15 protein-coding genes and 2 pseudogenes are annotated in these 24,634 nt (G+C 71.3%); 11 read left to right on the top strand and 6 right to left on the bottom strand.

Annotation, left to right across the window (positions count from 1 at the left end; all coding sequences use genetic code 11):
- Window positions 1-504 precede the first annotated feature (504 nt).
- Window positions 505-1,521: pseudogene (locus ABZU69_RS19355) on the bottom strand (sugar ABC transporter substrate-binding protein); the annotation flags it as partial.
- 187 nt (window positions 1,522-1,708) lie between these two features.
- Here ABZU69_RS19355 and ABZU69_RS19350 point away from each other — a divergent pair.
- Both ABZU69_RS19350 and ABZU69_RS19345 read left to right on the top strand, forming a co-directional pair.
- Window positions 1,709-2,473: a FadR/GntR family transcriptional regulator gene (locus ABZU69_RS19350; protein ID WP_354965711.1), complete on the top strand. Its 765-nt coding sequence runs from the start codon at window positions 1,709-1,711 to the stop codon at window positions 2,471-2,473.
- 7 nt (window positions 2,474-2,480) lie between these two features.
- The gene (locus ABZU69_RS19345; RefSeq protein ID WP_354965710.1) at window positions 2,481-2,978 is read left to right on the top strand and encodes an N-acetyltransferase family protein; all 498 of its coding nucleotides are present in this window, start codon (window positions 2,481-2,483) and stop codon (window positions 2,976-2,978) included.
- A gap of 49 nt (window positions 2,979-3,027) precedes the next feature.
- Here the strand turns inward: ABZU69_RS19345 and ABZU69_RS19340 are convergent, their stop codons facing one another.
- Window positions 3,028-3,489 carry a VOC family protein gene (locus ABZU69_RS19340; protein WP_354965709.1) on the bottom strand — a complete coding sequence of 154 codons (462 nt, stop codon included), beginning with the start codon at window positions 3,487-3,489 and terminating at the stop codon, window positions 3,028-3,030.
- A gap of 206 nt (window positions 3,490-3,695) precedes the next feature.
- On the opposite strand from ABZU69_RS19340, the gene ABZU69_RS19335 reads away from it, so the two are divergent.
- Entirely contained in the window at window positions 3,696-4,517 is an 822-nt protein-coding gene (locus tag ABZU69_RS19335) for an SAM-dependent methyltransferase (protein WP_354965708.1), read from the top strand.
- A gap of 22 nt (window positions 4,518-4,539) precedes the next feature.
- Here the strand turns inward: ABZU69_RS19335 and ABZU69_RS19330 are convergent, their stop codons facing one another.
- Both ABZU69_RS19330 and ABZU69_RS19325 read right to left on the bottom strand, forming a co-directional pair.
- Window positions 4,540-5,421: an endonuclease/exonuclease/phosphatase family protein gene (locus ABZU69_RS19330; RefSeq protein ID WP_354965707.1), complete on the bottom strand. Its 882-nt coding sequence runs from the start codon at window positions 5,419-5,421 to the stop codon at window positions 4,540-4,542.
- Between the two features lie 262 nt (window positions 5,422-5,683).
- A pseudogene (locus ABZU69_RS19325) lies at window positions 5,684-6,877 on the bottom strand (endo-1,4-beta-xylanase).
- Window positions 6,878-7,431: 554 nt separating this feature from the next.
- Between ABZU69_RS19325 and aceB the strand changes: the two are divergent.
- Genes aceB through ABZU69_RS19300 form a run of 5 tightly spaced genes read left to right on the top strand, consistent with a single transcriptional unit; the run spans window position 7,432 to window position 15,158 of the window.
- Window positions 7,432-9,015: a malate synthase A gene (gene aceB / locus ABZU69_RS19320; RefSeq protein ID WP_354965706.1), complete on the top strand. Its 1,584-nt coding sequence runs from the start codon at window positions 7,432-7,434 to the stop codon at window positions 9,013-9,015.
- Window positions 9,016-9,047: 32 nt separating this feature from the next.
- Window positions 9,048-10,520, top strand: a complete 1,473-nt coding sequence (locus ABZU69_RS19315) for an FAD-linked oxidase C-terminal domain-containing protein (protein ID WP_354965705.1) — start codon at window positions 9,048-9,050, stop codon at window positions 10,518-10,520.
- Window positions 10,520-11,806 carry an FAD-binding protein gene (locus ABZU69_RS19310; RefSeq protein ID WP_354965704.1) on the top strand — a complete coding sequence of 429 codons (1,287 nt, stop codon included), beginning with the start codon at window positions 10,520-10,522 and terminating at the stop codon, window positions 11,804-11,806. Before ABZU69_RS19315 ends, ABZU69_RS19310 begins: the two co-directional genes overlap by 1 nt.
- Entirely contained in the window at window positions 11,806-13,245 is a 1,440-nt protein-coding gene (locus ABZU69_RS19305) for a heterodisulfide reductase-related iron-sulfur binding cluster (protein ID WP_354965703.1), read from the top strand. The genes ABZU69_RS19310 and ABZU69_RS19305 overlap by 1 nt, the downstream gene beginning before the upstream one ends.
- Before the next feature lie 44 nt (window positions 13,246-13,289).
- The gene (locus tag ABZU69_RS19300; protein WP_354965702.1) at window positions 13,290-15,158 is read left to right on the top strand and encodes an L-lactate permease; all 1,869 of its coding nucleotides are present in this window, start codon (window positions 13,290-13,292) and stop codon (window positions 15,156-15,158) included.
- 56 nt (window positions 15,159-15,214) lie between these two features.
- On the opposite strand, the gene ABZU69_RS19295 is transcribed toward ABZU69_RS19300, so the two are convergent.
- Window positions 15,215-20,674, bottom strand: coding sequence for a carboxyl transferase domain-containing protein (locus tag ABZU69_RS19295; protein ID WP_354965701.1), 5,460 nt, complete (start codon window positions 20,672-20,674; stop codon window positions 15,215-15,217).
- A 369-nt stretch (window positions 20,675-21,043) separates the two neighbouring features.
- Here ABZU69_RS19295 and ABZU69_RS19290 point away from each other — a divergent pair, with 369 nt between their 5' ends.
- The 3 genes from ABZU69_RS19290 (at window position 21,044) to ABZU69_RS19280 (ending at window position 22,590) form a co-directional block, all read left to right on the top strand.
- Window positions 21,044-21,784: a class I SAM-dependent methyltransferase gene (locus ABZU69_RS19290; RefSeq protein WP_354965700.1), complete on the top strand. Its 741-nt coding sequence runs from the start codon at window positions 21,044-21,046 to the stop codon at window positions 21,782-21,784.
- Between the two features lie 230 nt (window positions 21,785-22,014).
- Window positions 22,015-22,137 carry a ribosomal protein bL36 gene (locus ABZU69_RS19285; protein WP_089020301.1) on the top strand — a complete coding sequence of 41 codons (123 nt, stop codon included), beginning with the start codon at window positions 22,015-22,017 and terminating at the stop codon, window positions 22,135-22,137.
- A 15-nt stretch (window positions 22,138-22,152) separates the two neighbouring features.
- Window positions 22,153-22,590: a nitroreductase/quinone reductase family protein gene (locus ABZU69_RS19280; RefSeq protein ID WP_354965699.1), complete on the top strand. Its 438-nt coding sequence runs from the start codon at window positions 22,153-22,155 to the stop codon at window positions 22,588-22,590.
- 62 nt (window positions 22,591-22,652) lie between these two features.
- On the opposite strand, the gene ABZU69_RS19275 is transcribed toward ABZU69_RS19280, so the two are convergent.
- Window positions 22,653-24,482 carry a long-chain fatty acid--CoA ligase gene (locus ABZU69_RS19275; protein ID WP_354965698.1) on the bottom strand — a complete coding sequence of 610 codons (1,830 nt, stop codon included), beginning with the start codon at window positions 24,480-24,482 and terminating at the stop codon, window positions 22,653-22,655.
- Between the last annotated feature and the right edge of the window lie 152 nt (window positions 24,483-24,634).

Below are 24,634 nucleotides of genomic sequence, written 5' to 3'. Positions count from 1 at the left end.
GACTCCGCCCGAACCGAGCCCTCGGCGTCGGTGAGGCTGAGGTATCCGGTCCAGGCCAGCGGAAAGACGATCAGCGCGGCGACGAAGACCATGGCCGGCGTCGCGAAGAGCCACTTGCGATGGTCGTTGGCCCAGCGGGCCCACGCCGGCGTGTCCGGCGTCTCCGATGCTCGGCGGGGCGGTCTGGTGGGGGTGGTCACTGCTGCCATGAGATCTCCGGGGTGGGCGGGCCCGGCGGGGGTGGCGGAGCCGGACGGCCCCGCCAGATAGGAAGTGCGTGGTGTAGGGAAGGAGTGGGTGTGCGGGCTGGAACGCCTCGTTGGCGGAGTCGGCCGCCGCCGCCGCATCCTTGCCCGCGATGGCGTCGACGATCGGCTGGCCGACGATCTCCCGGGCCTGGGCGACCTTGTTGACCAGCGGGCGGTCGTGACCCACGCCGTCCTTCGTGCTGGCCGCGATGGCCTCGACGAGGTCCTTCGGGTACGTGGCGGTGCCCTCCGGGTTGGCCCAGACCGAGGTACGCGCGCCCGGCACGCCGGACTTCTGCTGCGCGAGCGTCTGCTCCTTGCTGGTCGCCCACTCGACGAACTTCCAGGCGTTGCTCTGGTTCTCGGAGTTGTCGTTGATGCCCAACGCCCACGAGGGGATGTTGTAGGGCTTCGAACCGGCGGGGCCGGCCGGGAAGGGCGCGAAGCCGACGGTGTCGGAGACCTTCGACTTGGCCGGGTCGGTGGCGTTCTTGTAGAGCGAGTTGGCCTCGGTGTAGAACGCCGCCTTGCCCTGGGTGAAGATGGCCATCGCCTCGGGCCAGCTCATGTCGGTGCTGACGTTCGCCGGGCCCTGGTCCTTCAGGAGCCCGCCGTAGTAGGCGTACGCCTGCTTGGCCTGCTCGCTGTTGACGGTGGCCTTGCCGCTGCTGTCGACGAAGTCACCGCCGAAGCTGTAGAGGAAGCTGGAGAACTGGGTGACCGCCGGCGACTTGCCGGTACGCGCCACGAAGCCCGCGATGCTCGGGTCGGCGGCCTTGATCTTGGCCGCGGCCGCCTTGAGCTCGTCGAGGGTCTTCGGTGGGGCGGTCAGACCGGCCTTGCCCAGCAGGTCCTTGCGGTAGTAGAGGACCTCCTGCTCGGTGATGATCGGGACGCCGACCGCCTTGTCCTCGTACGAGGTGGCGTCCACCGGGCCGGCCTGGAAGTCGCTGAAGTCCCAGTCCTTGTTGGACTTCACCTCGTCGGACAGGTCGGCGAGGTACTTGTTCTTGGCGAACAGCTTCCCCTCCTGCAGGGGGCGGTACATCATCACGTCGATGTCGCTGGAGCCGGCGTTCAGCTTGACGTTGTACTGGTCGGAGAGCTGGTCCTCGCCGAGCTGCGTGATCTCGACCTTCAGGCCGGACTGCTTCTCGAACTCGGGCAGGGCCTGCTTGATGTTCTCCGTCCACACGTGGTTGGCCAGGGTCACCCGCACGGTCTTCGACGAGGCGCTGTCGTCCCCGCCGCCGCCGCACGCTGACAGGCCCATGGCGGCAACCACGGCCAGAGAAGTTCCAAATATCGATCGACGCCGCACGTCCATCTCTCCTTCTGTCGTGGTCGCCGCTTCGGGGGTAGAGCACGACCTCGCTGTTAACGTCCGCTTAACGTCCGGATGCTAGGCCGATAAAGCGGATTTATTCAAGGGGTGATCTCCAACTGATATGCTGCAACGCGTGGACCGGTCCTCATCAGGGGTTGCAGCCGTCCAGAAGAAGGCCCCTGCCGAGGCCGGGCTGCACGCACAAGTTCTCGACCACCTCGGCACCGCCATCTGCGGAGGCCAGCTGACGCCGGGCTCCGTCCTCAACATCGACGAGCTGGTCGACCGGTACGGCGTGTCCCGCTCGGTCGTCCGCGAGGTCCTGCGGGTGCTCGCCGCCATGGGGTTCATCGAGACCCGCCGCCGGGTCGGGGTGCTGATCCGGCCAACACGCGACTGGAACGTCTTCGACCCGCAGGTGATCCGCTGGCGACTGGCCTCGGACGGCCGGATGGCACAGATGCGCTCGATCACCGAGCTACGGACGGCCGTCGAGCCGCACGCCGCCTGGCTGGCCGCTCGCCGGGTCGACCACGACGAGGCGAGCGACCTCGTCGGGTTGGCGGCCAAGATGTGGGCCGCCGGGAAGGCCGGGGACGAGGAGCGCTTCCTCCACCTCGACATCGAGTTCCACCGTCGGGTGCTGGCTGCCTCGGGTAACGAGATGTTCGTCAGGCTGCAGGACCTGGTGGCGGAGGTTCTCACCGGCCGCCACCACTACGACCTGATGCCGCACTACCCCCACGAGCAGGCTCTCCAACTGCACGCCGACGTGGCACAGGCGATCCAGCGTCGCGACGGCGACCGCGCCCGCGCCGCCATGGTCCAGATCATGGAGCAGGCGTTCGGCGAAATGAAGTCGATGTGGGAGCAGACCGGCGAGCCCGGCCAGGGCTGAGCTGCTGATGGCTGACATCTCCGTGCGTCCCATGGCTGCCGGTGACGCCGAGCGGGTCCTGGCGATCTACCAGGCCGGGCTCGACGCCGGCAACGCCAGCTTCGAGGTCACCGCGCCGACCTGGTCGGCGTTCGACGCCACGCGCCTGACCGCGCACCGGTTCGTGGCCGTCAGCGGCGAGAGCGGCGTCGCCGGTTGGATCGCGGTCTCGCCGACCTCGACCCGCGCGGTCTACGCCGGCGTCGTCGAGCACTCCGTCTACGTCGATCCGGCCGCCCACGGGCGCGGGATCGCCCGACTGCTGCTGGACACGCTGATCGCCTCGACCGAAGCCGCCGGCATCTGGACGATCCAGTCCGGTGTCTTTCCGGAGAACACCGCCAGCCTGACCCTGCACGAGCGTGCCGGGTTCCGCGTCATCGGCGTTCGCGAGCGCGTCGGTCGCCATCACGACCGTTGGCGGGACGTCGTCCTGCTGGAACGCCGTAGCCCCGCCATCAGCTGACGAGCGCGGCAGGTCGCCGCACCAGCCGCGACGTCACAGGTGAGCCGCCTCAGTCCAGGCAGAACTCGTTGCCCTCGGGGTCGGCCATCACGATGAAGCCGGCGTCCAGTGGGGGAGCGGGCTCGGAGCGACGTACCCGCGTCGCCCCCAGCGCGAGGAGCCGGTCGCACTCGGCCTCCAGCGCCGCCATCCGCTCCTCTCCCTGCAGCCCGGGGGCCGCACGGACGTCGAGGTGGACGCGGTTCTTGGCGACCTTGTCCTCCGGCACCTGCTGGAAGAACAGCCGTGGGCCGTGCCCGTCCGGGTCCTCGATGGCCGATCTCGTGTTGCGCTCCTCCTCCGGTACGCCGATTCGCGCGAGGAAGTCGTCCCACGCGGCCAGCGGGTCGGCGCCCTCGGGCAGGTCGACTCCGGGCGGGCCGGGGAGCACGTAGCCCAGCGCCTCGCACCAGAAGGACGACAGCGCCCGCGGGTCGTGGGCGTCGAAGGTGACCTGGATGTGGCGGCTCATCGGGTTGCTCCGTTCGTAGTGGGTCTCGGAGGTCGCGCTGGGGGCAGACCTTCTTCCATCCACGAGCCACCCTGCCACGCCCAGCGGACAGAATCGGTCCGCTACTCCCGCCGGTGGGCCGTGCCGTGGCGCCGCTCTCCGCGGGCATTCGCTACGACCGTCGGGTGTGTACCTTGTAGAAATCGAACGCGGCGATGGGGGGTCTGGTGACTGGCCGGAACGGGGAACTGTCAGCGGCGGACCGGATCGACACCACGGTCGCGCACCCGGCTCGCAGGTACAACTACCTGTTGGGCGGCAAGGACAACTTCGCTGCTGACCGGGAGTCCGGTGACGCCCTCGCGGCCGCGATGCCCACGATCCGGCTGGCTGCGGTCGAGAACCGGATGTTCCTGCAGCGGGCGGTGCGATTCCTGGCGCAAGAGGGCGTCCGGCAGTTCCTGGACATCGGCACCGGCATCCCGACCGCCGACAACACCCACGAGGTCGCCCAGGCGATCGATCCGTCAGCCCGGGTCGTCTACGTCGACAACGACCCGATCGTCCTCGCCCACGCCCGCGCGTTGCTGAGCAGCACAACCGAGGGCCGCACCGCCTACCTCGACGCCGACCTGCGTGAGCCCGACAAGATCCTCACCCATCCGGACCTGTGGACCACGTTGGACCTGTCCCAGCCCGTCGCGCTGATGCTGGTGGCGATCCTGCACTTCATCCGTGACGACGAAGACCCCAAGGGCATCCTCGACCGACTCGTCGCCGCGCTCCCTGCCGGCAGCTACGTGGTCGCTTCGCACGTCACCTGGGAATACATGCCACCGACCGTGACCGCGAAGCTCGAAGCCAGCAATCACGACGGGCGGTTCCGCGCCCGGAGCACGGAGCAGTTCGCCGAGCTGCTCGCCGGGATGGAGCTCGTCGATCCGGGCATCGTGTCCGTGGCGCGGTGGCGCGCGGATGACGCGCCGCAGCCACGACCATCCGTGCAGGACGTGTCCGTCAACGGCGCCGTCGCCCGCATCGCGCGATAGCCACCGGCGGAAGGCTGCTCGCTCACCGCGACGAGGCCCTGCGCGTGCGCGCCCAATCTGTCCAGCCGGGATGTCTACCCTCGATCGTGAGTGTGACCAGCAGCCCGGGGTGGTCCGTCGCCCCGTGCATTCCTATCGACCGGCGGCAACAGATCGTGACGTCGGCTGTCGTCATGACGTGTTGCAGCGCGCCGTCGTCGATCCGCAGGTACTCCGGCGGTACGCAGGACCGCACGTTGGGGGAACGGTCGTGCCGGAGATTGAGGTCGCCGATCAGCACCGTCGGCGCGTACCCCACGCTCCTGCGGATCGCGGGCACGACCGCGTCGAGCAGGTGACGGCACTGGTCGAGCGCGACGGTGATGCTGGTGGCCGCCAGATGTGTGGTGCAGGCGTGCAGCGAGCCGGGGACCTGGACGCAGAGCCAGGCTCGTTCCTCAGGGTCCGAGACATCCTGCGCCGGGTAGATCCCGCTGCGCACCGTGTAGGGCGTGGTTGTCGCATCGACGCGGGTCAGCAGTCCGATGCCGTACGGCTCGCCGTTGCGGCACTGGGTGACGGCGCCGCTGGGGCGGTCGCCGGCAGCCTTGAAGGCGGACACGACCGCGCCGTCGGTGTGGACGGTCGCCAGCGCGGCCTCCAGCACCGCCACATCGCCCCGGCAGATCTCGTTGAGAGAGACCACGTCGGGCACCTCCGCGCTGATCACCTCGACCGCCGCGGTCACCGACCGACCCGTGTAGCAGCCGGCGCGGCCGCTGTTGCAGAGGTTCAGCTGGAGCACCCGCAGGGCCGAGGACTCGGTCCTGGTGGCCAGCGGCGGACGGGCCGGCACCGTGGCGGCGGCGACCAGGCACACGACGGCCAGTGCCCAGCGGAGAGATCGGTACCAACGGTCAGCCATGCGCGGTCCGCGGAATATGACCAACGGTGGCACCGTCCAGCAGGAGGCGCCTCCGGAGACGGGTCTCGCGGGTGGCGTCGACGGCTGACTGCTCGGACACGCGGGCTCCGGATGAAGCAGGCGACAGTCGTCGCCGAGGTGCAGCGATCCTACTGCCGGCCCACCGGCAGGAGCACCATGCCCGCGGGCCGTGTGGGGCGCGGAGCCCCACACGGCCCGGTCGTGCTCCGGTGACCCTCGTCGGCTCAGCCGAAGCGGTCGGTCAGCGGCGCGGCTTCGGAGTGGTGCGCGGCAGGACGTACGGCGGGCCGGCGAAGATCAGGTCGGACTTCAGCTCGTGGTACGCCCGCTTGGGCTGGTAGTTCTCGTCGTAGATGGTGGCCATGCCCTCTGGCGGGTCGTTGAACCAGCCCGGCACCCAGGAGTGCCGGTCACTGAAGCCCCAGACGGTGTACGACAGGCAACTGCGCACGGCCAGGCAGGCCTTCATCAGCACGCTGAAGTTGGCGGCCGACGCCTGCAACCGGGGGTTGATCTCGGCCGCGTTGCCGGCCCGGACGGCCTCGGTCATCTCGCTGCGGACGTCGACCTCGGTGAACGCGGTGGCGACACCGAGCGCGGTGAACTTCTTCAGCGCGGCGGTCACCTGGAGGGTGTCGTAGTTGCCGTACTGCGTGCCCAGGTGGCCCTGGGAGCCGATGCCGTCGACCGGGACGCCCTGGGCGCGCAACCCCTTGACCATGTCGTAGACGAACTGAGACTTGTCGTCGGCGGGGTTGCCGGAGCCGAACGCCTCGATGTTGTAGTCGTTGTAGAACAGCAGCGCCCGGGGGTCGGCTGCCCGCGCCCAGCGGAACGCGTCGGCGATGTAGCCGGGCCCGAGGTTCTGCGCCCAGAAGCCCTTGTAGTGCAGGGTCGACGGGGTGTCCCAGGGGTCACTGACCGCCTCGTTGACCACATCCCACTGCCAGATCTTGCCCTTGTAGCGATTGGCGACGGTGGTGATGTGCTTGCGCAGCAGCTCGCGCAGCTCCTGCTTGCTGATGGAGCCGTCGGCGACGCCACTGGTCAGCTAGGTGGGCAACTGGTTGTGCCAGACCAGCACGTGGCCGCGCACGCTCTGCTTGTTGCGCCTGGCGAACTCGACGAGTTGGTCGGCCGCCGCCCAGTCTCAGACGCCGCGGGTGGGCTCCAGGCTCTCCCATTTCATCGCGTTCTCCGCGGTGACCGAGGAGAACTCGGAGGCGACCAGCCTGCGGTACTGCGGGTCGTTGGCGTCGTTGAGGGCCGCCATGTCCACCGCGGTGCCGACCTGGAGACCGTGCCGCAGCCCGAGAGCCGCCAGGCTCTGGGCGGTGGGATCGTACGGCCGGCTCGCGGTGGCCGGCACCGCGTTCAGTGCCGCGACGGTCGCGACCGCGACCGCGCCGACACTGATCCACCGTCGTTGCTTCATCTGCCTTCCTTTCGGCACCAATCGATCTTGATCGATCATCAGATGGAGGGTGTGGGCATGGTGCTGATGGGCTGGGAGCAGGGTCGGTGTCGGGTGTCCGAGGTCTCGGGCTGACCGTGGTGGCTCCGACAGCTCTTCGGGTGGAGACCCGAAACCTGCCCGAAACGTTAAGGCTGTCGATGGACCCCGTCAAGGTCGAACACTTCCGGAAATCCGTCGCGTGACCTGCGAAGTGCTGGTGTCGTTCGGTTCGAAACTTCCGAAGGTTGGTGGCGCTGGCAGATCAGCAGGGCGGCTCGACCGCAGGTGGGGACCGGCGCGGCCGGCCGATCATGGCGGCGCCGGGCCGGTGTTTCGGGTCGTATCCGCCCCCTCGCCGCCGCACGGTTCGGCCCATCTGCCGCTCGCCGCGCCTGAAGCGCCGTTCGCCGCACCGGGTCGACCGCTCCCGGCGACTGTGTCGTCGCTCAGGCATGGCCCCGTACGGCAAGAACTACAGTCGGCAGGAGCGCGTCTGATCGATCACCACGCATGTCACGGTGAGGAGCGAGTCGATGACCATCCCTGCGGGCGTCGAGGTCACAGGCCCGATGCACCCCCGGTACGACGAGATCCTCACCCCGGAGGCGCTGGCCTTCCTCGCCGATCTGCACCGCGCCTTCGACCCGCGTCGCCGGGACCTGCTCGCCCTGCGACGGCAGCGTGAGGCAGAGCTGGCCGACGGTGGGCTGCTGGACTTCCTGCTGGAGACCCGGGAGATCCGCGAGGCCGACTGGCGGGTCGCCGAGCCGGCACCGGGCCTGGTCGACCGCCGCGTCGAGATCACCGGACCCACCGACGCGAAGATGACCATCAACGCCCTGAACTCCGGCGCGAAGGTGTGGCTGGCCGACCACGAGGACGCCAACACCCCGCTCTGGGAGAACGTCATCTCCGGTCAGCTCAACCTGCGCGACGCCATCGACGGCAAGCTCGCCTTCACGTCCCCCGAGGGCAAGCAGTACGCGTTGCACGACGGCGAACTGGCCACGATCGTGGTGCGGCCGCGCGGCTGGCACCTCACCGAGAAGCACATCCTCGTCGACGGTGAGCGCACCTCCGGCAGCCTCGTCGACTTCGGGCTCTACTTCTTCCACTGCGCGCGCCGGCAGCTCGACCGCGGCGCCGGGCCCTACTTCTACCTGCCCAAGATGGAGAGCCACCTCGAGGCGCGACTGTGGAACGACGTCTTCCTGGCCGCCCAGGAACGGCTCGGCATCCCGCGCGGCACCATCCGGGCCACCGTGCTGATCGAGACCTTCCCGGCCGCGTTCGAGATGGACGAGATCCTCTACGAGCTGCGGGAGCACTCCGCGGGGCTGAACGCCGGCCGGTGGGACTACATGTTCAGCGTGATCAAGAAGTTCCGTACCCGGGGCGCGGACTTCCTGCTGCCGGACCGGAACGCGGTGACGATGACCGTGCCGTTCATGCGGGCGTACACCGAACTGCTGGTGCGGACCTGCCACCGACGCGGCGCGCACGCCATCGGGGGGATGGCGGCCGTCATCCCCAGTCGACGCGACCCGCAGGTCAACGAGACCGCCCTGGCGAAGGTCCGCGACGACAAGACCCGCGAGGCCGGCGACGGTTTCGACGGCTCCTGGGTGGCCCACCCCGACCTGGTGCCGATCTGCCGGGAGGTCTTCGACACGGTGCTCGGCGACCGGCCGAACCAGCTCGACCGCACCCGCGAGGACGTACGGGTCGTCGCCGCCGACCTGCTCTCGGTGGGAGCCACCCCCGGCCCGCACAGCGAGACCGGGTTGCGCAACGCGGTCAGCGTCGGGGTGCAGTACCTGGCCAGCTGGCTGCGTGGCTCCGGCGCGGTGGCCATCTTCAACCTGATGGAGGACGCCGCCACGGCGGAGATCTCCCGCAGCCAGGTGTGGCAGTGGCTGCACAACGACCTCACCCTCAACGACACCGGCGCCCGGGTCACCCGGGAGTTGGTCGAGCGGATCGCCGACGAGGAGATCGCCAAGCTCCCCGGCGACCCGGGCGACTACGCCGCCGCCCGGGCGCTGTTCATGGAGGTCGCCGTCGCCGACGACTTCGCCGACTTCCTCACCGTGCCGGCGTACGAACGGATGCCCTGACCGACGACCGACCCGACGAGCGGAGGTGGGCGATGAGCACAGCCGGAACGGACCTCGAAACTCTCACCGCCGCGCTGCGAGCCGCCATCGGCGCGGACCGGGTGATCAGCGACCGACAACAGCTGCGCACCTACGAGTGCGACGGGCTGGCCCAGTACAAGGTGGTCCCGGCCCTCGTCGCCCTCCCCGCCGACGCCGCACAGTGCGCCGCCGTGGTCCGCGCCTGCGTCGCCGCCGACACCCCGTTCGTGGCCCGTGGCTCGGGCACCGGGCTCTCCGGGGGCGCGCTGCCGCACGCCGACGGCGTCCTGATCGTCACCTCGCAGATGCGGGAGATCCTGGAGATCGCCCCGTCCGACGAGCGGGCGGTGGTGCAGCCCGGCGTGATCAACCTGGCGGTCACCCGGGCTGCCGCCCCGCACGGCTGGTACTACGCGCCCGACCCGTCCAGCCAGCAGATCTGCTCCATTGGCGGGAACGTGGCGGAGAACTCCGGCGGCGCCCACTGCCTCAAGTACGGCTTCACCACCAACCACGTCACCGGCGTCGAGCTGGTCACCCCCGACGGCGACCGGGTACGCCTCGGCGGCCGCGCGCCCGACGCCCCCGGCTACGACCTGCTCGGAGCGTTCGTCGGCTCCGAGGGCACCCTCGGCATCGCCACCGAGGTGACCGTGCGGCTGACCCGGTTGCCCGAGTCGGTGCGCACCCTGCTGGCCGCCTTCGAGAGCACCGACCAGGCGGGCGCGGCGACCTCGGCGATCATCGCGGCGGGGGTGGTGCCGGCGGCGGTGGAGATGATGGACGCGCTCGCCATCTCCGCTGCCGAGGCGGCCGTGCACTGTGGCTACCCGGCCGGCGCCGGCGCGGTGCTCATCGTCGAGCTGGACGGGCCCGACCCGGAGGTGGCCGCCCAGTTCGACCAGGTCGTACGGCTCTGCCGGGACAACCGGGCGTTCGAGATCCGGATCGCCGCCGACGACGCCGAGCGGGCGCTGTTCTGGAAGGGTCGCAAGTCCGCGTTTGCCGCCGTCGGACGGATCAGCCCCGACTACATCGTCCAGGACGGGGTCATTCCGCGCACCGCCCTGCCCGCGGTGCTGCGCCGCATCGGTGAACTCTCCGCCGAACGTGGCATCCGGGTCGCCAACGTCTTTCACGCCGGTGACGGCAACCTGCACCCGCTCGTCCTGTTCGACGCGGGCGTCGACGGGCAGACCGAACGCGCCGAGGAGGTCTCCGGCGCGATCCTCGACCTCTGCGTGAGCCACGGCGGTTCGATCACCGGAGAGCACGGCGTCGGCATGGACAAGGCGAAGTACATGCCGCGCATGTTCACCGACGACGACCTGGACACCATGCAGTTGCTGCGCTGCGCGTTCGACCCGGCCGGTCTGGCGAATCCGGGCAAGGTCTTTCCGACACCCCGGCTCTGCGGCGAGATCCCCGGTCGACGCCAGGGGGTCCACCCCGCGCAGGAGGCCGGTCTGGCGGAGGCGTTCTGATGCCCGCCGACGTGATCCTCGACCGGCTCCGCGCCGCCGCCCGGGAGGCCGCGACCGACGGCCCGCGGCCCGACGGCTCCGAGTCGGTCCGGCCGGCCGGCGACCACGACGTGATCGCCGGGATGCCCGCGCGCTACGTCGCCACACCCCGCGACACCGCCGGGGCGGCGACCCTGCTGCGGGCGGCCGCCGCCCTCGACCTCGCGGTGACGGTCCGCGGCGCGGCCACGAAGCAGGCGTGGGGAAGCCCGCCCCGGCGACTCGACCTGATCCTCGACACCACGGCGCTGGCCGGGGTGGTCGAGCACGCCGCCGGTGACCTGATCACCGTGGTCCGGGCCGGCACCCGCCTCGACGAGCTGGCCGCCACCCTGGCCGGCGACCGCCAGCAACTCGCCCTCGACGCGCCGCTGCCCGGCGGCACCGTCGGCGGCGCGGTCGCCACCAACACCAGCGGACCTCGCCGGATGCTCTACGGCACCGTGCGCGACCTGATCATCGGGGTCACCCTGGTCCGCGCCGACGGTGTGGTCGCGCACGCCGGAGGCAAGGTGGTCAAGAACGTCGCCGGCTACGACCTGGCCAAGCTGGTCACCGGCGCGTACGGCACGCTCGGGCTGATCACCGAGTGCGCGTTCCGACTGCACCCGCTGCCGTCCGCGGTCGCGTACGTCACCCGCCGGACCGACGACCCGGCCGAGGCGGGACGGCTCGCCGGCACCGTACGCGCCGCGCAGCTCGTGCCCACCGCGCTGGAGGTGGACGCGCCGGCCGGTGGGGGAGCGGCGGTGACGGTGCTGCTGGAGGGCACCGCTGCCGGGGTGGCCGCCCGCGTGGAGGCGACCCGACGGCTCCTCGGCGGCGACGCCACCGCTTCCGACGAGCCTCCGGACGGTTGGGGCCGGTACCCGTGGCGGGACGGCGACATCGGGCTGAAGCTGACCGCCGCGCTCTCCGGCGTACCGCGGCTGCTGGCCGACGCCCGGGCGGCGGCCGACAGGTGTGGTCTGCCGCTCGCGCTGCGTGGCTCGGCCGGCGTCGGGGTGCTCTACGCCGGGCTGCCCGGCACGGCCGACCCGGAGCGGGTCGCCGGCCTGATCGACGCGCTGCGGACGGCGAGCGCCGCCGTCGCCGGACACGTCGTGGTGCTCACCGCGCCCCCGCCCGTTCGGGACCGCGTGGACCTGTGGGGGCCCGTCGACGGTCTGGCACTGATGCGCCGGGTCAAGGAGCGCTTCGACCCCGATGCCCGGCTCGCGCCCGGCCGATTCGTGGGAGGCATCTGATGTCCATTCCCCGGCAGCCCGACCGTCGGGATCCGGCGGGCGCGGCCCGGTCCGCGGAGACCGCGCCGCTCAGCTCGCCGGGCGGAACCCGCCCGGCAAGTGGGCCCCGCGACGTGCTCGGCCTGGCCGCCCAACCGCTCGGCGAAGGCGCGTTCGACGCGCACCATCCGCCCGCCGCCGAGCTGGTCTCAGACTGTGTGCACTGTGGCTTCTGCCTGCCCACCTGCCCCACCTACGTGCTGTGGGGCGAGGAGATGGACTCGCCGCGCGGGCGGATCTACCTGATGAAGGAGGGCCTGGAGGGCGAGCCGCTGTCCGACTCGATGGTCACCCACTTCGACCAGTGTCTCGGCTGCATGTCCTGCGTGACCGCCTGCCCGTCCGGCGTCCGCTACGACCGCCTCATCGAAGACACCCGGCAGCAGGTCGAACGCCGGCACCACCGCGGTCCCCGGGAGCGGGCGCTGCGGGCGGCGATCTTCGCGCTCTTCCCGTACCCGCGGCGGCTGCGGCTGTTACGCGGCCCGCTGCGCGCGTACCAGGCCAGCGGAGTGCGCCGTCTGGTCCAGCGGACCGGACTGCTGCCCCGGCTGGCGCCCACCCTGGCGGCGCTGGAGTCCCTCGCCCCCCGGCTCCGCCGGCCGCAACGCCCACCGAAGCGGGTTCCCGCGGTCGGCCCCCGGCGGGCCGTGGTCGGCATGCTCACCGGCTGCGTACAGGGTGCGTTCTTCCCCGAGGTCAATGCCGCCACCGCCCGGGTGCTCGCCGCCGAGGGCTGTGACGTGGTCATCCTGCCCGACCGGCAGGGTTGCTGCGGTGCGCTGAGCGTGCACAACGGGCGCGAGGCGGAGGCGCAGCGCTTCGCCCGCCGGATGCTCGACACGTTCGCCGCCGCCGGCATCGACTTCTTCGTGGTCAACGCGGCGGGCTGCGGCTCCACCCTCAAGGAGTACGGCGACCTGCTCCGGGACGATCCCGGCTACGCGGCGCTCGCCGCCGACTTCGCCGGCAAGGTGCGTGACCTGTCCGAGCTTCTCGACGAGCTGGGTCCGGTCGCCACCCGGCACCCGCTGCCGGTGACCGTCGCCTACCACGACGCCTGCCACCTGGCCCACGCCCAGGGCGTCCGCGCCCAGCCCCGCCGGCTGCTGCGCGACATTCCCGGGTTGGAGCTGCGGGAGATCGCCGACCCGGAGATCTGCTGCGGGTCGGCGGGGATCTGGAACGTGCTCCACCCCGGGCCGGCCGCCGAACTCGGCGACCGCAAGGCCCGCACCGTACTGGCCACCGGGGCGCGGCTGCTCGTCACCGCCAACCCCGGCTGCCTCATGCAGGTCGCCGCCGCGGTGACCCGCGCCGGCGGCGACATCGCGCTGGCCCATACCGCCCAGGTCCTCGACGCCTCCCTCCGCGCCCGCCCGGTGGAGGAGCTGCTGTAGGGCCCCAACTCACCCGCCACCGTCTCCGAGCGTCGAGGTGACCCATGTTCGACCAGTTCACAGTCGTCACCGATCCCGTCAGCGACTCCGTCGCGCTCTCGGCAATCTTCGCCGTCCTGCCTCTGCTCACCCTCTTCGTGCTGCTCGGCGTGCTGAAGGTGCGGGCCTGGCTGGCCGGGCTGATCTCGCTCGCGGTCGCGCTGGTGGTGGCGGTCGCCATCTACGCCATGCCCGTCGGGCAGGCCGTGCTCTCGGCCACCGAGGGCGCCGCCTTCGGCTTCTTCCCGATCCTGTGGATCGTCCTCAACGCGATCTGGGTCTACAACCTCACCGTCGAGAGCGGACACTTCGACGTGTTGCGCCGCTCGTTCGAACGGGTCAGTCCGGACATGCGGATCCAGGCGATCATCATCGCGTTCTGCTTCGGCGCGCTGCTGGAGGCGTTGGCCGGCTTCGGCACGCCGGTCGCCATCACCGTGGTGATGCTGATGGCGCTCGGCTTCCGCCCGATCCACGCGGCCTCGGTGGCGCTGCTGGCCAACACCGCGCCGGTGGCGTTCGGCGCGCTCGCCACCCCGGTCGTCACCCTGGCCACCGTCACCAGTGGCGTCAACGACGACTCGCGGCTCACCGTGGACACCCTCGGCGCGATGGTCGGCCGGCAGACGCCGATCCTCGCGGTGGTCGTACCGCTGCTGCTGGTGGTCCTGGTGGACGGACGGCGCGGTATCCGGCAGACCTGGCCCGCCGCGTTGGTCGCCGGCGTGACCTTCGGCCTGGCGCAGTTCGTCGCCGCGAACTACATCTCCGTGCCGCTGACCGACATCGTCGCGGCGTTGGTCTCGGCCGCCGCCGTCGTGCTGCTGATCCGCGTCTGGCGCCCGGTAACCCCGGCCGACCTGGGCCGCGAGCCGGAGGTGGCGAGCGTGCCGGCCGCCCGCGAGCCCGCCGAGGCCGAGCTTGCCGACCCGGGCGCCGTCCGCGCCACCGCCGGCCGCCGCTCCGGTACGACCACCGCAGCCGTGCCGTCGCTCGACGGCCCGGGCGGCGAGTCCCCGCCGGGGGACCCGTTCGTCTCGGACGACGCGCCGGGGGAGGATCGGGATCGGACGGCGGCCGATGCCGGGGCGGGCCACACCCGAGCGGCCGCTCCCCGGCCCGCCGACACCCCCGCCGAGGTGGCCCGCGCGTACGCGCCCTACCTGATCATCATCGCGATCTTCTCCATCGCCAACCTCGGGGCGGTGAAGGACGCCCTGGCGAAGGAGCCGTGGACGGTGAAGTTCGCCTGGCCGGGCCTGGACATCCTCGGCGGGAACGGCAATCCGCTGTCGTCGGTTACGTACACCCTCAACTGGCTGCCCGCCGCCGGCACACTGATGATCCTCGCCGGGGTGCTCACCGCGTTGGTGCTGCGGGTCTCCGCCGGCCAGGCGCTGCGAGCCTACGGGCGCACCTACGTCGAGCTGCGGTACGCGATCGTCACCGTCATGGCGGTGCTCGCCCTGGCGTACGTGATGAACCAGTCCGGGCAGACCAACACGCTCGGCGCGTTCCTGGCCGCCGCCGGTGGGGCGTTCGTCTTCCTCTCGGCGATCCTCGGCTGGATCGGCGTGGCGGTCACCGGCTCGGACACCTCGGCCAACGCGTTGTTCGGGGCGTTGCAGGTGGAGACGGCAGCGCGGGCCGGGCTGGACCCGGTGCTGCTGGCGGCCGCCAACTCCTCCGGCGGGGTGCTGGGCAAGATGATCAGCCCTCAGAACCTGGCCATTGCCGCCGCCGCGGTCGGCATGGCGGGCCGGGAGGGGGAGATCTTCCGCAAGGTGTTCGGCTGGAGTCTGCTCCTGCTGTTGTTCATGTGTGTGCTGGTCGCGCTCCAGGGCTCGCCGGTCCTCGGCTGGATGGTGCCCTGACCCCCGCCCGGCAGGTGGGGCCGTCCCCCCGCGAGGGGACGGCCCGCACCGGCCGGCTAGCGCAGACGGGACTCGATCGCGTCGATGATGCGCGGACGCAGTTCGGCGGCGCGGACCACCGCGTCCACCGAGCCCACCTCGACGGCGCGCTGGATGTTGTGCACGCGGTCGAACTCGGTGGCCACCTCGCCGAGCTTCTCCGCGCGCACCGAGGAGCGCAGCTCGTCGAGCTCCGCGGTCAACGCGGCGCGCTCGGTGCCGGCCGCGGCCGCGACCCGGGCCTCCAGGGCCCGTACGCGAGGGTCGGCCGCCGTGCGGGCGTTGACGTCCCCGGCGAACACCACGGCGGCGGCGGGAGCGCCACCGAGCACCGAGGCGAACGAGCCTTCCAGCGCGAGCACCGTCATGTTCGGGTTCAGCGCCTTCGAGAACACCACGAACGCGCCGCCGTGGTACCGCGAGATCACGCAGAAGACGATGGGCCCCCGGAAGTTGACGATCGCCCGGCCGATCTCGGCCCCGTACTCCAGTTGCAGCTTGCGCATCGACTCCGGTGAGCCGTCGAAGCCCGACAGGTTCGCCAGCACCACCAGCGGCCGATTGCCGCTGGCCGCGTTGATCGCCCGCGCGGCCTTCTTCGACGACCGCGGGAACAGCGTGCCCGCGGTGTAGGTGTCCGGGCCGTCGGTGGGCGGGAAGCCGCGCCGCGGCACCGATCGTGACTCGATGCCGAGCAGGCACACCGGGATGCCCCCGAGGTGCACGTCCTGCACCACCGCGGTCTCCGCGTCGGCCATGCCCGCCCAGCGTTCCAGCACCGGGTGGTCCTGGTCGGAGAGCGCCCGCATCACCGTTCGGATGTCGAACGGCTTCTTACGGTCCGGGTTGGACTCGGCGGAGAAGATCTCGCCGACAGTGCTGAACGCGCTGCCCGCCACGTCGTGCGGGAAGGCGGAGATGTCGCGGTCCACCGGGTCGATGGTGGTCGCCCGCCGGGGCGCGTCCTCGCCGGGCGCGACGTACGTGTGGTCGTAGTGCGACATCAACACGTCCCGCGCGGCGGTCAGGTTCGGCGCCCAGTACTGCGCCTGCCCGTTCGGCCCCATCACCCGGTCGTAGCCACCGATGCCGAAGTTGTCCTCGGCGGACACGCCACCGGAGAAGTCGAGCGACTGCTTGCCGGTGAGCACCATCGCCGACTCCGGTGTCATCACCAGGACGCCCTTGGTGTGCATGAGCATCGTCGCCTCGGCGTTCCAGTACGGCTGCGCGCCGACGTTGATGCCCGCGACGACAATGTTGATCTCACCGCCGGCCTGGGTGAACTCGACGATCCGCTTGAGCGCCGCGGCCACCCAGTCCATGTTCTCCGTACCCGAGGTCATGGAGATCCGGGCCCCGGCGGACAGCGCCCACCACTCCAGCGGCACCCCCATCCGCTCCGCCAGGTCCAGCGCGGCGATCACCCGCCGGCACTCCGGCTCCGACAGGGCGCCCAGCGACTTCGTCGGGTCGCCGAGCAGCACGACCCGGGTGACACCCTGCGGATGCCGCACGGTCGGCGTGGTGACCACCCCGGCGACGATCGCGGCGCCGTTGCGCCCCTTCGGCCGGTCCACCGGCACCAGCGCGTGGTCGTCGTCGAGGTCGTGCTCGACGAAGTCACCGAGCCGGCCGGTCAGCTCGTACGGGTACACCGTGTTGCGGCTGCTCGCGCGCAGCACCTTCAACCGGTACTCGTCGAGCGGCTCGACCGGCTCCACCGGCGGCGCGCCGATGGCCAGCTCCGCGCCGCCCGCCGTGTCGAAGGAGATCCGCACGGCGATCTTGGTCAGCTCGCCGGTACGCCGGTCGCGCTGCCGCGCGATGAACAAGATCTCCTCCAGCCCGGCGCCCGCAGTCGTCGGGCGCACGCGCCCGGCGATCATCTCCATCTCCTCGCGGGTCAGCTCGCTCGGCGGCCAGACGTAGATCACGATCCGGTTGGTGTTGAAGCGTGTCTTCGACGGTCGCCGCGACTGGGCGCGGCGGATCGAGTCGAGGCACGCCGCGACCGCGTCCTCGGTCGTCGGCAACGCGACCAGCCGGCCGTCGTGCTCGCGCAGCTCGGTCAGGTCACGCACCTGCGCGAACGCGACGAGGCGCTCGTCCGCCCGGTTCTCCCGCGCCACGGCCTGGAAGAGGTAGACCTCCTCGTCCGACGACGGCAGCCGGGTCAGGTCGAACTGGTGCAGCCGCTCCAGCTGCATCCGCTGCGCGATGTACGGGTGCAGGCCGCGGATCAGCCGGTCCTCGGTCATCCCTGGGCCGGACGGGCGGAAGGTGAAGTGGTGGTGCATCACCGCTCCGCCGCGACCCGCGACGGTGGCGGTGAGCCGACGGACCTGGGGCGGCAGCGGGTGCGCGGTGATGACCTCGAGCAGCGCCTCCGCCATCGCGTCGAAGTCCTCCGGCTGGTTCTCCCAGCCGAGGTAGATGTCGGCGTCGACGCCGTCCTCGCCACGTGCCAGCTCGGCGAGCCCGCGCAGCGCGCTGCCGAGCGCGTCGAAGCTGACCGCGGCGGAGACCACGCTCGAGTCCGCGCGCTCGGCGACCACGAACGCGCAGCCCGCGACGTCGCTGCTGCGCACGCTGGTGAGCGCCTTGTTGCCGTAGTACCGGCGGGTCAGCACCTCCAGCATCACCGCGTTGTCGAGGTGATCACGGACGAGCCGCTGGCCGAGCAGCCGTACCAGGGGTTCGGTGCTGCGTACCATCTCCGCGATGCGCTCGGTGCGGTCGGCCGCGTCCGGGTGCGCGTCCAGGTGCCTCAGGTGCCCACGGACCTCGGCGTAGACGCGGGCGCGGTTTCGGCGCAGCAGCGGCTGGGCGAACCAGGCGAACACCACGCCACGGGCGAGGTCGGCGACCGCGGGGAAGCGGACCTGAGTCGCCGCCACCAGCCGCTCCAGCGCGAGACCGGCGGGCTCGCGCAGCGTCTCGTCCGGCGGGGTCTCCCGCAGCCAGGAGCGCAGCAGCGCCGCGACGACCGCGGCGTCGGCGGTCGCGCGTTGCTGGGCGAGGAAGATCCGGAACACGGCGGCTTCGAGCTGGGGCGAGCGCTCCAGGTCGGTGACGCCGTAGTGCCCGAGCGCCTTCGCGAGCTTGCCCTGGAAGGAATCGGGCAGAGCGGCCCGCTCGACGTCGAGGCTCTGCAGGTAGGTGTGCAAGTACTCGCGGGCGCTGCGGACGTGGGCGCCGCCGTCCTCACCCGTCGGCCGGTTGCGGCTCAGCTCGGTGAGGTCGGCGAACACGTCGACAAGGTCGAGTTCCTCGGCCAGTGGCCGGTGGCCCGCCTCGGTGGCCTCCCGCCGCGCGGTGAGGTAGTCGTCGAGCACGCGACGGTCGTCGTGCGGGTCGACGTCGAAGCCGAGCAGCAGGCCCCGCAGGTCCTCCTGGCCGCGCCGGCTACGCAGGTACGCCGGAACATCCTCGGCGGTGGCGGGAAGGTCCAGCTCGACGGAGCCGGCGGCCGGGTCGTCCGTGGTCTCGTCGGCGTCGTCGGCGAGGGGCTCCAGCCGCAGCAGGGGCGCGCCGGCCTCCACCTGGCTGCCCACGGAGACCGCGCACTCCTTCAGGCGCGCCTTGAACGGCGCCCGCAGCACCGTCTCCATCTTCATGGCTTCCAGCACCAGCACCGGCGCGCCCGCCTCGACCTCGGCGCCCACCTCCAGCGGCGTGGCGACGACCAGCGCGGGCATGGGGGACCGGACGACGCCGCCCTCGTCGCGGCTGACCCGGTGCGTCACGCCGTCCACCTCGACCAGGTGGGTCGGCCCGTGCGTGCCGGTCAGCAGGCGGTACCGGGCGCCGTTGACGACGATCTGGCCGGTGTGCCGGTCGAACCGGTCGAGTTCGACGTCGGCGGTGCGCACCGCGGCGCCCACCTCGATGCCGACGCGGAACCGGTGCGCGCCGACCCGCGCCACGCGCATGCGGTAGGTGACCCCGCGCAGCTTGAGGTCCAGCGGCCGGCCGCTCTGGTGCTGCACCTGGGGGCGCCCACCGGACGCCGTCGACAGCAGGCGCTGCCGCTCGACGCTCTCCTCCTCCTCGTACGCCTCGATGGCGGCGGCCGCCAACGCGACTCCGGAGTGCCGGTGCGCGACGAGTCGGCCCTCGCCGCGGACACGGTCGATCCAGCCGGTGTCCGCGCTGGCGTCGATCACCTCGGGCTGGTCGAGCAGGTCGAGCACGAAGCTCTTGTTCGTCGCGCCGCCCTCGATGATCACCGTGGTGTTCGCCATCGCCCGGCGCAGCTTGCCGAGCGCCTCGGCACGGTCGCGGCCGTACGCGATGATCTTCGCGATCATCGAGTCGAAGTCGGCCGGGATGGTGTCACCCTCGCTGACGCCGGTGTCCACCCGGATGCCCGGGCCGCTGGGCAGGTCCAGCCGGGCGATGCGGCCCGGCGACGGCGCGAAGTCGCGGTCCGGGTCCTCGGCGTTGAGCCGGGCCTCGATGGCGTGCCCGCGCTCCACCGGTGGCTCGCCGTCGAGCCGGCCGCCGGAGGCGACGTGCAGCTGCGCCTTGACCAGGTCGAACCCGGTGGTCAGCTCGGTGATCGGGTGCTCGACCTGAAGCCGGGTGTTGACCTCGAGGAACGCGAACAGTTGATCGCCGGGGTGGTACAGGAACTCGACGGTGGCCGCGCCGCAATAGCCGACCGCCAGGGCCAGCCGCTCGGCCGACGCCTTGAGCTCGGCGGCCTGCGCCGGGCTGAGCACCGGCGACGCCGACTCCTCGATGACCTTCTGGTTGCGTCGCTGGACCGAGCAGTCGCGGACCCCGAGCGCCCAGGCGGTGCCCTGCCCGTCGGCGATCACCTGGACCTCGACGTGCCGGGCCCCGGTGACCAGGCGCTCCAGGAACACGATGCCGCTGCCGAACGCCCGCGCCGCTTCCTGGCTGGTGCGCTCGTACGCGTCGTCGAGCTCCGCCTCGCTGGTGATCACCCGGATTCCGCGCCCGCCGCCTCCCGCGGTCGCCTTCAGCATCAACGGGTAACCGATCTCGGCCGCCGCCGCCCGGGCGGCGGCCAGCGTCTCGACGGCGCCGCGGCTCCACGGCGCGACCGGCACGCCGACCTCCTCGGCGATCAGCTTCGAGCCGATCTTGTCACCGAGCTGGCGCATGGCTTCCGCGCTCGGCCCGACGAACGTGACGCCGATCTTCTCGCACAGCTCGGCGAACGCCGGGTCCTCGGCGACGAAGCCCCAGCCGACCCACGCCGCGTCGGCGCCGGTCTCGGTCAGGGCGCGCTCCAGCACCGCGAGATTGAGGTACGGGCGGGTGAACGCCGGACCGAGGTCGTAGGCGATGTCCGCCTCGCGCACGAAGGTGGCGGTACGGTCGACGTCGGTGTACAGGGCGACCGTCTCGATCCGGACGCCGGTCTCCGCGGCCAGCTCTCGGACCGCGTGGATGAGGCGCATGGCTGCCTCACCACGGTTGACGATGGCGACACGGTTGAACACCCGACTGACCCCTTTGGTAGACCATGATCTGCTCGCGGAGAGACGACGGCCCCCGCAGTGATCACCCTTCCGTCTGACGGCTGGCAGCGCCATGACGCAATCACCGAACCACTCGCCCCTCATTTGTAGGAAACCACCAAAAGTTTTTGGCTGCCACGCGGCATCAGGGCGGAGACCCTCGGCGGTGATGACATTCACGCCGCATCGTGTCCACGCGGTGACTGAGAGTAGGGAGAATGCTCCGGGCCGGGATGCGTGCGTCAGGTCGGCCTGGTCGACGGAGCTGCGGTTTGATCGGCCGGAACACGGGCACGTGCTGCGGGCGCCCGCCCGCTACCGGGCTCGCCACCGCGATTGAGGAGGCACGGTTTGCCGTTCGACGCGAGCGAGTACGGCCGGCACGTGCCGGCCGACGTCTACGACGACGCCTTCGCGCACCTGGATCCGACGGCGGCGGTCGAGCGGCTCGTGGAACTCGCGGACGGTGGTCCGGTCTGCGAGTTCGGGGTGGGCACCGGCCGGCTGGCACTGCCACTGCAGGAACGCGGTCTGACCGTCGCCGGTGTGGAAGGGTCCCCGGCGATGGCCGCTCGACTGCGGGAGAAGCCGGGTGGGGAACGGATCGAGGTGGCCATCGGCGACTTCGCCGCGACCCGGGCGCCGGGTGAGTTCGCTCTGGTGCTCCTGGCGTTCAACACGATCTTCGCGCTGCCGGACCAGGCCGCGCAGGTCGCGTGCTTCCGCAACGCCGCCGCGCACTTGCGTCCCGGCGGTCGCTTCGTCGTCGAGGCATGGGTGCCGGACCTGGCCGCGTTCCGGGCCGGCGCGGCACTGCGGCCGGTCCGGGTCGCGCAGGACACCGTCATGCTGGAGGCCGCTCTGCTGCACCCGGCGGAGCAGCGGATGACCACCACCAAGATCCGGCTCACCGGGACCGGGGTCGACCTGCTTCCCGCGAACCACCGTTACGCCTGGCCCGCCGAACTCGACCTGATGGCCGAACTGTCGGGCATGGCCCGGGAACACCGGTGGGAGGACTGGGCGGGCTGGCCCTTCACCGACGGCAGTCGCGACCACGTGTCGGTCTACCGACGGCCGGTGACGCCATGAGCCGTACCCGCCTCCACCACCGGTGCTGGCGGCCGCCGACGTGCCGGAGGCGAACCGGCACCGACGCGACGAATGAGCGACGACCCGTCGGGTACGCGAGCGGAGCGATGGCAGAACGACCGTGGCGGACCGAAGCCGTGAAGGGGCGAGTGTCGCATCTCGGGTGAATCGCCCCGCTGGTACCGGATCGTCGGCCGGAACCCGGATACGACCAGAGGAGGGTGACTGCGATGAAGGTCAGGAACTCACTGCGCGGGTTGAAGAACAAGATGAACTCGATCGTGGTACGCCGTCGAGGCAGGACTTTCGTGATCAACAAGGCGGACCGGCGTCAGAAGGCCCGGCAGGGCTGAGGGCGGGTCCCTGACGTGTCCTGGCTGGCCGGGATGCCTCGCGCGCTCCAGCAGCGCCTGATCAACCCGATCGTCCGGCGCGCGTGGAACTGGAAACTCCCGATCCCCGGCGATGCCCTGCTGGAGACGACCGGACGGCGTACGGGCCGGCCGCGGTACACCCCGGTGTGTGATGGCCTGGACGGTGACATCTTCTGGCTGGTCTCGCAGCGGGGACGCCGTGCTGACTGGGTGCGAAACGTCGAGGCCGATCCCCGCGTCCGGGTGAAGGTCGGCGGCGGACCACGCGCACGCTGGCGGGCCGGGACGGCGCGGATGCTCGAGGACGATGACCCTCGTGAGCGCCAGCGGATGTTCGGGAGGAGCAGCTTCGTGCGCCGGCTCTGCGTGCGCACCTCGAAGGCGATGAACGCGAGCCCGCTGACGGTACGCATTGATCTGGACTCACCCTGATCCTCGCCGGCGCGGCGGGCCGGAGAGCCCGCCGCCCCGGCGCTTCGGGGCGGGTCGCGGGGTCAGTGGCCGTGGTAGAGGGCGTCGACATCGGCGGCGAAGTGTGACTCGACCACCGCGCGCTTGATCTTGAGGGTGGGGGTGAGTTCGCCGTCGTCTTCGGTGAGGTCGCGGGGCAGGATGCGGAACGTTTTGATCCTCTCGGCCCGGGACACCGTCCCGTTGGCCTCATCGACGGCCACCTGGATCTCCCTGCACAGCTCGGGGCTGTCTCGTAGCTCCGCTACCGACGCGCCGGAATGGCCGTGGCCGGCTGCCCACCGCCTCCACTCATGTTGGTCGATGGTGATCAGCGCCGTGACGTACGGCCGGTCATCACCGATCAGGACGCACTGACTGACCAGGGGATGGGCGCGGATGCGTTCCTCGACCGGGGCGGGGGCGAGATTCGTTCCCGCCGCCGTCACGATGATCTCTTTCGTACGGCCGGTGATGCGCAGGTAGCCGTCGTCGTCGAGGCTGCCCTGGTCCCCGGTTCGCAGCCACCCGTCCGCGGTGAAGGTGGCCCGGGTCGCGTCGGGATTGTTCCAGTAGCCGGGGAACACCATCTCGCCGCGCGTGATGACCTCCGCGTCGTCGGCGATGCGGATCTCCACGCCGGGTATCGGGCGACCGACCGTGCCGATCCGCACCGAGGACGGCAGGTTCAGCGTCAACGCCGGTGACGTCTCGGTCAGCCCGTACCCTTCGAGCGCTGTCAGGCCGGCGCCGCGGAAGAAGTGCCCGAGTCGCTCCCCGAGCGGGGCGCCGCCGACGATCGCGGTGCGGCAGCGGCCGCCCAGCGCGGCACGCAGTTTCCGATAAACGATCACGTCGAACACCGTGCGCGCCAGCCGTAGCAGTCCTCCGGGGCCCCCTGGCGTGTCCATGGCGTGGCTGTAGCGCACCGCGACGGCGTCCGCGATGCTGAACAGCCATTCCTGGCGTGCGTCAGCGGCTTTCTGCCGCGTCTGGGTGTGCATCTTCTCGAACACCCTCGGCACGGCGAGGATGAAGGTGGGGCGGTGCTGCTGTAGTTGCGCGAGTACGCCGGTCATCTCGGAGCTGTGCACCAGGGTGGCGCGGGTCAGCACCATGCCGACCTGGATCAGGCGGGCGAACGCGTGCGCCAACGGCAGGAACAGCACCGTCGACGCTCCCGGATGCAGCAGCTCCGGCAGCACCGCGGTGGCGTTGCCGATGTCGCAGTAGATGTTGCGGTGCGTCAGCACGCAGCCCTTCGGCCGACCGGTCGTGCCGCTGGTGTAGACGATCGTCGCCATGTCGCTGCCCGTGACCGCCGTACGGCGGACGTCGACCTGGGCGTCGTCGACGGTTCCACCCTGACCGGCCAGCGCGATCAGGTCACCGGCGTCGATCCGCCACACCTGACGCACGGCGGGCAGGTTGTCGCGCAGGCCGGCGAGAATGGCGGCGTGCCTGTTGGCCTCGACCACACACCCCACCGCGCCGGAGTCGGACAGAATCCATTCCATCTGCTCCGGGCTGGACGTGTCGTAGATCGGGACGGTGACGGCCCCGATGGACCACAGCGCGTAATCGACGAGCGTCCACTCGTAGCGGGTGCGACTCATCAACCCCACCCGGTCACCGTGCCCGATCCCGGCGTCGATGAACCCGCGGGCGAGAGCAAGCACGTCACCGCGGAACTGCGCGCACGTCACGGGCACGTCGCCGTGTGCCGATGGCTCCGCCGGCCAGGCCGGGGAGACCGGGGCCGGGCGCAGGAACTGCACCGCGTGGGGATCCTGACGCGCGTTGTCCCACACCATGTCCGCCAGGCCCGGCGAGGCGGCCCCCGTGACCATCGGCGCTACCGACATCTCCCGCACGTTCGCCGCACCCCCTCCACCACCGGCGCCCGCCTGGCAACCGAAGCGGCTACGCGGTCATGATGACGGCACCGGCGGTCACCCCGACGGTGAACGGCGAAACAGTCCCGCCCGTGACGTGACGACGCCCCGGGCACGACCTACCGCCCGGA

It is taken from the genome of Micromonospora sp. NPDC005206, assembly GCF_040608175.1.
In the GTDB taxonomy this organism is placed as follows: domain Bacteria; phylum Actinomycetota; class Actinomycetes; order Mycobacteriales; family Micromonosporaceae; genus Micromonospora.
The sequence above is the reverse complement of the archived record's forward strand: the minus strand, read 5'-3'. Positions and strand labels throughout refer to the sequence as shown.